Origin of the sequence: Mogibacterium pumilum, from assembly GCF_002243385.1 — a bacterium.
GTDB classification, from domain to species: domain Bacteria; phylum Bacillota; class Clostridia; order Peptostreptococcales; family Anaerovoracaceae; genus Mogibacterium; species Mogibacterium pumilum.
The window spans coordinates 1681339-1691087 of the sequence record NZ_CP016199.1 but is presented as its reverse complement, the minus strand read 5'-3'; the positions used below and the strand labels follow the sequence as shown (position 1 = coordinate 1691087).

Annotated in this window: 5 protein-coding genes; 4 read left to right on the top strand and 1 reads right to left on the bottom strand. The window is 38.8% G+C overall.

Going from position 1 to position 9749, the window contains the following annotated elements:
• Positions 1-490 precede the first annotated feature (490 nt).
• From AXF17_RS09895 to AXF17_RS08045, 4 genes are all read left to right on the top strand, one after another.
• Positions 491-835: an IS3 family transposase gene (locus AXF17_RS09895; RefSeq protein WP_157682605.1), complete on the top strand. Its 345-nt coding sequence runs from the start codon at positions 491-493 to the stop codon at positions 833-835.
• Positions 768-1337: a DDE-type integrase/transposase/recombinase gene (locus tag AXF17_RS09250; protein WP_207651556.1), complete on the top strand. Its 570-nt coding sequence runs from the start codon at positions 768-770 to the stop codon at positions 1335-1337. The genes AXF17_RS09895 and AXF17_RS09250 overlap by 68 nt, the downstream gene beginning before the upstream one ends.
• A 342-nt stretch (positions 1338-1679) precedes the next feature.
• On the top strand, positions 1680-5867 hold the full coding sequence (locus AXF17_RS08050) for an MSCRAMM family protein (RefSeq protein WP_094234571.1): 4188 nt from the start codon (positions 1680-1682) through the stop codon (positions 5865-5867).
• Between the two features lie 435 nt (positions 5868-6302).
• A complete protein-coding gene (locus AXF17_RS08045) occupies positions 6303-9191 on the top strand; it encodes a Spy0128 family protein (RefSeq protein ID WP_094234570.1) in 2889 nt (962 codons plus the stop codon).
• 427 nt (positions 9192-9618) lie between these two features.
• Here AXF17_RS08045 and AXF17_RS09890 read toward each other — a convergent pair whose 3' ends face one another.
• Positions 9619-9741 (bottom strand): transposase, encoded by a 123-nt coding sequence (locus tag AXF17_RS09890; protein WP_408631989.1) that lies wholly within the window; start codon positions 9739-9741, stop codon positions 9619-9621.
• Between the last annotated feature and the right edge of the window lie 8 nt (positions 9742-9749).

Genomic DNA, 9749 nt, shown 5'->3' with positions numbered 1-9749 from the left:
GTTAAATCCACCAATAAGTGATATCATATCATCAGAAAGGTGAGAGCGTATGAAATGCGACAAAGAATTCAAGTTGCAAGCCTTTCAGTTATCCGATGAGATCGGTGTGAAGGCGGCTGCTGAGTAACTCGGCCTCAAATATTACACATTGGCCGACTGGTGTAAGCTCCGAAAGGAACGCGGTGAGCAAGCTTTCGTTAGAAGCGGACACAGTGCTCCACCTCTTTCCGAAAAGGATCGTCGAATCAGGGAGATAGAAGCTAAACTTTGCGAAACAGGACGAACCAATGAAATTCTCAAAGAGGCTTTAGATTTTTCGCAAAAGGCCGGAAGAAGTAAGGTCACGTGAGCGGTTCGGTTTCATCTATGAACATCGTAACAGATGGCCCGTAAACATCATGTGTGATATCCTCGAGGTAAGCGAGACCGGTTATTACAGATATGTAAGGAGTCTCGATAAACCTGGTAAGGATGTGTTTTTTCGGCTACTATGCGGGAAGTTCTTAACGAATCCCCATTTAACGATAATTACGGTATTAAGCGAATGATCCTCGCACTAGCTCATCGGGGCATCAAAGTCGGCAAACGCAGGGCAACGCGCATGATGTGTGAAAACGGCTGGTTACATGAACGCAGGCGCAAGCATCTTGGCCTAACGAAAGCAACTACGGAGATTCAGGAAAGAGAGAATCTGATAAAACAGGACTTTCATTCCGATGAACCATATCATAAGTTGCTGACAGTTATATCTCAAGTAGCTTGCTACTATGGCAAATTATATATCGCCAATAATGGACTTCTTCAACGGCGAAATACTTTCATTGTTGATGCGTGACAATATGCGCAGGGAACTGTTCATTGACAGTTTTAAGGCTACTACGAACAGGTTCCATATTGCAGGGGCTATCCTGCACAGCGGTCGCAGCAGCCAGTATACCAGCGAAGATTTCAAAGCGGTGCTTGCCCGTCACAATATAATTCAAAGTCTTAGCGGAATAGGTCACTGCTATGACAATGCTCGCATGGAAAGTTTCTTTGCTACTCTTGAGAATGAGCTCCTTTACAGGATTCCAACATATAGGATGAAGAAGAATCAAGTGAAAATGGTCATCTTTAGATATGTCTTTACCTATTACGATCGAATTAGAATATACACTTCAAATCCAAACGGTCTTCCACCGGCAGCATACCGAAGGCTGATGAAGGAAAATAAGTTAATGGCTGTCTGGAATAATTTTGCGGGTTTATTAACTGCACGATTATTGACAATTTCAGATAGTTTAATTCTACCAAAGAATCCATCATGGATTACTTTTTTATTCAAGTGTTCAAGTTGATTTTACAATCGGTCTATGGTAAAAATTTAAAAATGTGATATCATATAAACTATAAAATCCAGATTGTGAAATTAAGATTTTGATACTTTTGCATTTGATGATATTTAAAAGCATGTCACAATTGAGTATCATCAACTTCTTGACTTCAGTTTCTGTTCATTCGAAAAAATAGTTTTACAGGATGGGATGTTCTTTTTTTTAGTGTTTCCAATAAAGGAGCATATCAAATGTAGTGGTTTTTCATTTCTTGTAAAGATAATAGTAGATTGGGGGTGTTCCATTGAGAGGTTGAGAACAATCGCGTTGTTTTTTTATTAGAGATATTAAGGGAGCAGTAGAATAATGAAAAGATATTATAGGATAATTAGAATTGCTTTTATTTGTGTTTTTTCTCTACAGATGATTGTTTACGGGTTTATGCAAACTTCATATGCAGAAACACCCGGAGCATCTATAAATACAAATGATAATAGCACGAATTCTTATGCAGCACAAAGCAGCAATTTAGACAATAAGCTGAACTTGTTGCAAAGCCCGCAGCAAGGAGATCCTACTCAGAATATTTCACTTAAGGTAGGAACTATCAATAGCGGTAAGTTCAGTACAGACAAAACAGATTTCTGGACAGATGAACCGGTAGGAGCCGCAGTTGATATGGGAATATCGGGTTATGGAGTCAATATTTATAACGCGAAGCTCAAAATCACCGTACCGAAATCCGAAGGAATTAAAAAATCTCTCAAATTTACAGATTCTGTCAACGCTAAATTGAGTGAAAAGACGGAGGATGCGAATAATTGGTATATGACATATACCTTTGATCCTTTGACTGGAGCGAGTGCGGGAACGTATGCCTTGCCGTTCATTTTTGACTCGGCTACAACTGCGGAAAATGATGAGATAAAAGTTAAAGCGGAGCTTTTTGACGGAGACGGCAAGCTTCTGAAATCTGCGGAACACATTTATAAATCAAAGGTCCATAAAATGGACTCAAGACTTTGTGTGTATGGACAGAAAAAATATGATAAGATTAATAACGTATACGTGTATGATGCTGCGACTACCGTGGGACACCCTGGTATTACAAACCCAAAAGATGGTGCAATCATCAGGTTTATAGATGCATCGGTTAAATTGGATATGACAAACCAGGATGAGAGAGGCTTAGGTCATCCTAATCCTAAAAATGTTGAAATAGTTATTTATCTTCCGCCTGAAGCCACTGTTCGTGATGGCATCCTTGATAATCTATGGAAGTACGATAAAGCTACTAATACTCTTAGAGTGAATATTGATAAACCTAATTTTGTAAAGGGCGGTTCTGTTTCGACGGATTATTGTGATGGGTTCGGCAAGGCCCTTCCATATATAATATTTAAGGGTGCGCCCATTGATAAAATTTACACGTTGAAAGCGGAATATACTGTAAATAAGGGTGAAGCAGGAGAGTATCGACTTGCAGATCGTGAGCTAAGATTTAAATTTGAAGCTATGCCCTTTTCACAAAAAGGCAATATAGAAGTGTATAAAACTGGTCATGGATATTCAGAATATAATAATGATCCTAAACTTACAGGCTATGAAAAAGGTCACAACTATTATTATATGAAATCCGGACGATATTTCATTGGGGATCACGAATTCACCAATGAAGGTATGCGCTACGAAACGCATATTAGAGCATGGCACAACAGCTCTGGATTTGAAAAGCCTAATGAAGTTAAAATGGGACAAATATATGATGTAACGACGTCAATAAGTGATGAACGTGTGCATTTTGTGGGATTTTCCGCAGGCTTTTTTGTTCCCAACGACACAAATCCTGGATGGGAAGCCAGGCTTCAGAAAGCAAAGGATGATTTTTTGAAGACTCCAAATAAACTTTACGGAGTCGATAAAGATGGTGGTATGACTGAGATCGCCCAGAATGTTAAGCTGTTCGAAAACGGCGCAAATCGTGTGAAAATTAATGATCCAAGTAGAAAATTCGTAGCACTTAAACTCGTTTTTGATTCACCGATTGAGCTCGATAATATGTCTTTTGGGATTTGCGATTATGTTAAACTTATGCCTGGAGAAGAGGCAAAATGGGATAATAAAGAGAATGGTAAGAAACAGACTTATAGCGGACGTTCAAGCGTCACAGCAACGCTTAAGGGAGTCAGTATGCCTAAAACCGTATACGATGATGGAAAAGATGGAAAAGATGGATTTTTGAATGTAATCCCTATTTATCCACTTATTGCGGCTTATCAGAGTCAAAATCAAAATGTGGTTTATGAGACTGGAGGTACACAGACGCCTTATATAGTAGGACCTGATCTTAGAAAAGGTAATTGGGGAACTTACAAGACAGCAAAAAATGTCAAATCAGTTACCCTTCTTCCTCCCGGATATAACTGTGGAAAAGATGAAAATAACAAAGCGGTTCCAGTATTCAAAGAGGCTCAAAAAGCTGGTAAAGATGGAATACTAACTCAGTGGAGAGAATTCGGAGAATCAAGGATAAAGGTTATCGAAAATTATAAAAAAACGGGTCGCACTGCCGTTATAGTGGATTATGGTGACGTTGATTATAATCAAACGCGTAAGGTAACGCTCAATATTGTTGCAACAAAGCAAGTTAGACATGGCTCTGGGATTGTTGATAATTATTATGTATATGATGATAATAATTATATTGAGCCATATACAAGTGGGATGAAATATACAGATAAACTTGATCTGGATAATGATGGTGATAACAAAGAAACTTTTGCGCAGGTTAAGAGTGAGCTCAACTTTATACCGCCATATGAGTTGATTTTGAATAAGTATGCCAAGTTACCAAATGATAATGCCGCAGGCGTTGTTGCGAATGCCGATCTCGGAGGGGAGGTCGACTACAATATTTCTGTGTATAATCAAACTATTCACACGGTAAAGAAATTCAGTGTGATTGATACTATGCCAACCAATGGGGATCATACTATTGTTGAAAATGATCAACACAAATATCCAGCAAGAGGTTCAAGTTTTTCAACGCCACTTCGTATGGCTCTTGAAGATTACGCCCCTAATAAGGAAGTAATGAAGCTTTTTGATGTCTTCTATCAGCTTTCGCCGCAAGGAAAGGATTTAGCGAGTGTAAGGGACGGAGAATGGTTAACAAAAGACCAGGTAAGTGATTTCAGTAAAGTGAAATCTTTTAAGCTTGTGCTCAAGAGCGGTCAGGAGATAGCCGCCAAGAAAGAATTAATAATTGCGGTACCGTCACGAGTTCCTTTCAATATGAAATTGAATGAGAAGAGCGACAGTGCTTTCAATACAGCAGCAATGTCAACTAATAGTGTGGATTATCTGGAAGGTAGAGCTGCGAGAGTGAACTTCGTTACATATGGAATAAGCGGAAAGGTTTACTATGATGCTAACGAGAACGGTATATTTGATTCCGAGGATAAACCAGCGAAAAACGTAAGTATAACTTTAGTTAACAAAGCTACAGGCAAAACTGCGGTTATTCCGGACGGGCATAATACTCCTGTTACAGCGGTGACTGACTCCGAAGGGAATTACAGAGCTACGGTATATGATCGGGGTGATTATGTGGTTAAGTATTTATTGAATTCGGGAAATACCGAATTCAACCGGAATAAGACCATAGGACACGGGATATCCGAGGATGACGTAAATAATAAGTCCGGAAACTCTATAGTGCCAGAAAGCATTTCTGCGGACAAACGTTCTGCATTCTCTGGTGATTTTAAGTTGAACCCCGCTAATAAAAAGTCGGTTCAAAACGCCGCTTTAGTAGGATATAACAATTTAAAAATAACAAAGACTGGCATGGACGGTAATAGGACGGAGCGGCTTAAAGATGTTGGCTTTACCTTATACAGAATAGAGAAGGAAAACGGCAAAGAAAAAGAAGTCAAGATTGAAGAATGCAAGACGGATCAAAATGGCGAATATGTATTTAAGAGACTCAAATTCGGAAAATACATAGTTAAAGAGACCTCAGCCGCTCCAACATATAACAACGACAATGCCGAAGGGAAAGTAATAGAGGTATCTGATTCGACAAGTGAATTCAGGATAGACTTTACAGATACCAAGATAAAAGGAAATATCAAGGTTCACAAAGTTGACGAAAACGGAAAACCTCTGAAAGGCGTGGAATTCACAATCAAGCAGAATGATCACATAATATCAAGGGCTGTCACTGACGAATTAGGTTATGCCAGATTCAACGATATTGCCTATGGTCAGTATGAGGTTATTGAAAGCAAAGGCATTAAAGGCTATGAAGTAAGCAAGGAAGTACATCAGGTTGAAATTAAGGAGACTGGACAGGTTGTGGAATTTGAAGTCGTAAATAAGAAAACTCCATATCAACCGCCTGAAAATCCTCCGAAAGATAATCCAAAGAAGGGTAAACATACTCATCCTACTACTTCAGATACATTAGATTTACTCGGATGGGGAGTGTTGCTCACTCTATCAGCAGTAGCCTTTGTGGCAATTGTTAAACGTCGCAGAGTTAACAATTAGGGTTATTTAGGTAATTGTAGTGATGTGAGTTCAACTCATGATTCTGGTTTGGAGTCAATAGAATCCAGTAATGCCGTAAATCTTCATGTCTTCAAGAAATTGATTAATTTGGTATTTGGGATTTTGAATTTTAGAGATGGTGTTTCGCCTGTGAATCATAACCGCCGGCTGAGCCGGTGGTTATGATTCACATCGTTCTCACTCGGAGAATCCACTGCTAAAGCAATACAAATTAAACAACTTGATAACGATATTTGAGTTTGATACGCCGCTACTTCTTGTAGTGATTATTCTTGGGATGATATTAGCGGAAGATGAAACACGATATATCGGAAAAAATTTTATTTTATATACACAATATGAGAGTTTGTGATTGATAATATAGAGGTGTGTATAGTCATTTGGTTTTGTTTGAATATTTTGTTAGGAGGTTTTATGAAAATGAAGTTTAGAGAATATCGTAACAGAACATTATCCATTTGCTTGACTTTGATTTTGCTTATCGGCATGACACCGTTTCGTTATACCGCATTTGCGGATGAAGGCGGGGCAAAAAACTTAGGCTCGGATAAAGTGAAGGTGGATTCATTTAAGATTATAGACGAGGCTAATGCCGGTAAAGAAATTGACTATGTCACTGATGAGGATACGACAAAGTATAATCTCTATTTCAGTGATGCGAATAATTTCAGTAGTGCTGTGTGCCAGAACCAGAAAGACAGCCGAATCAAGTTGCAGCTTGTAGCATCGTATGCCGGTACAGAAAGAATTAAGGAAGGAGATAGTCTAACACTTAAGGCTTCTTATGGCACTTTTTCAGGACAGACGTTTGCGGAAAAGACTCTTAAAGATAGCGAAGGACATACCCTAGGAACGTATAAGTATGATAAGGGAGCATTTAAGCTTCTGTTCTCCGGTGATTATATCAAAGACAACGCTGTTACCTCGTTCAAGACCGCTACACTTGAGAGTAATGCCGTTGCACAAAAGTCTGATGAACAAGGACTTGGTACAAATAATGAGCGTAAGGTTCTAGTTGGCAGCTTGAATAGCCGCAAGCTTGCGGTTGCATATGAGCTTAAGAATAAGCCGAATTCCGGACCTAGTTTAGATGACGTAAGTATTAAGAGCTTTAAGATTATTGACATTACACATGGCAACAAGTTGATTGATTACAGAAAATCATCGGATGTAGATTATGATACATGGAAGAATAACCCTGCCGGTTTTGGGTATGCGTTAAATCAAGACCAACAGTCGGCCGATGTTGTATTAGAGCTAGAGATGCAATATAAGAATCCTAATCGTGTTTTACAAGAGGGGGATAAATTAACGATACCTGCATATTATGGTGGGACAAACATACCTTCGTCAGAGGTATCACTTCCTCTCAAGGTGACTGGTGACAATGGAGAATATACTCTTGGAACATGGAAATATGAAAAGGGAGCATTTACAATTACTTTCGGCGGTGAGTATGTTAGAAATCATAATGTAAGGAACTTTAGTGCGAAAATGGGCACTAGTAAAATGATTAACTATAGTGCTTCACGAAAAAAGAGTAAAATTTTAGGCGAGAAATATGTTCTTGACGGTAAACTTGGAAATGATACGCTCGCTGTAGCGGCAGAGACGCGCCATATAAAATCGGAAGCTATACCTAAAAGCTATCTTTATCTTATGGGAGATTTAGAGAGCACATCGGATCACAGCGTTACATGGGTAACTAAAATATTCAATGATTTTTGGAACGAAAAATCTCCAGATGGAAAGAGAGGTTATGATTACTTTAATCCATATTTCGTGCAGAATAACGGGCAATATAGACCGGGGTCTGCGACAGGAGTGTATGTTGAAAGCACATATAAAAATTGTACATCTGCACCCGTAATACAACGAGTTGCTATTGAGTTCTCCGGTATTGACAATTCCGGTAAGGTTACAAATGGATGGTATAATGCAGCATCAAGTAAGCTACTTACCAAGGTTGAGCAAGGCTCTAAGACGAAAGCTCAAGTCAAGGCTGATTTGAAAAAGGGTCAGTATTGTATGTATGATAACCATGACGGAAGTTATACTTTCATGATGAAATGGTACGATATGAATGATTCAAGTGGCGCAACATACAACGATATACCTGAAGTGAAGAATTCAGGTGGTGTGGGAAACCTTTTGAAGAAGAAGTTTCCGGATGCGTTTGGAGATTTGTCTGACAGTACTGTTCAGAAACTTAACAACATGTATAATGGTAAAGCTCTACAAAATTTAATGGTGGCCGTCGAAGCACCATATAAGACAGTCAAGGTACCTACAGTAGTTGAAAATGAAACGAAAATCACCACTGATCAGACGGGTGAGAAGTCTTATACAGCCGACGCTCGTATGTTGCCAACCGGAGCAGCCAGTGAAGCTGACAATGATCCACTTGCAATCAGACTTGTAAAGTCGGATCGTTACACTGGAGAGAAGCTGTCTGACGGATTTAAGTTTGAACTACAGAAATCCACTGATGGAGGAAACAACTGGAATAAAGTAAATTTGACTACAGCTATGATAAAGTCGGGAGAGTTAAATGCAGATGGCACAATAACACCGAAGAACGGAGTGGCTGAAGTTAAGAACTTGACAGGCGGACAGAAGTATAGGTTTGTTGAGAAAGCACATGCTGCAGGCTATCAAAATACCAAGATTGATGAGGCTCATCCTAATAGTGCTACTCACTTTACCTCTGCTAATTCAAGAGCGGTTGACGTGAAAAATACAGGCAAAGGAAACGTTGTCAATATGTACAATGCGAAACTTCCAGCTCCTGTAAAGATTGTCATAGGTGGAAAGAAGAATCTTTCCGGTAGAGCAGTTAAGAATGGAGAGTTTCGTTTCCAGCTCTTTGATAAGATTACAGATGATAAAGTGGGGCAACCAGTTAAGAATGATTCACATGGTAACTTCAAGAAGGAAATGAGTTTCGATAAAGAGGGTGTATACAAGTATTACTTTACAGAACTTAATGACAGGCAGAAAGGCATTACATACGATATAAGTAAGAAACCTGTTACGATTGAAGTAAGGAAAGGTAATGATGGTAACATGCATGCTAAGGTGATTTCGGAGCCTATAATGTTTAATAATAAGTTCACACCTGATCCTAATGCACCTAATAAACCTAATAAACCGACAAATCCAACACCTACAACAAAAGTTGTAAAGACTGTGCGTGGTCCTAGAACAGGGGATAATACTAATATAGGGTTATTCGTACTGCTTCTTGCTGGAGCTTCCGGTGCATTAGCAGCAACACAGGTTTTCAAGAGAAAAAAGAGATAATTGTGATATACGTTACAAGAAACGATTTGCGTTAAGAGTTGTTTAGTATCTTGATGCATAGTTAGGTAACTGGATTTATAGGGTTGATGGGAGTCTTATAAAGTCTTTAACCATTTTGGTATTAAAGCGGAAATGACGCCTTGCCAATATCGGTGGTAAGAAGAAAAATGGGCCTATAACTTTCTTTGTGGTAGGGTCTTAAATCCTATTTCACAGATTGTGGTCTAAAATGATTACAGAGATTAATTATTTCTCGAAAACGAGAATATTAATGGCTCTATAAACTTTTTAGGGGTTTTGTAAAAATCACCTTTAACGAAGTTTGGGGTGTTTTATGAAAAAAGAAAGACGATAATCATTTTTACACATTGAATTGATTATCGTCTTTTTAATTGGAATCAAAGAGTGGCTTTTGCTCAGTTACTGATTAGAATTTGGTGGATGAGTGCTTGTTAAGGGTATATAGACATCTAAGCCTGAAACGATAGAAGTTCTTGTACCCATTAGCGTTACGCTTGATTAGTTTGATTCTTGAATTCATAGATTCTATCTGTCCGT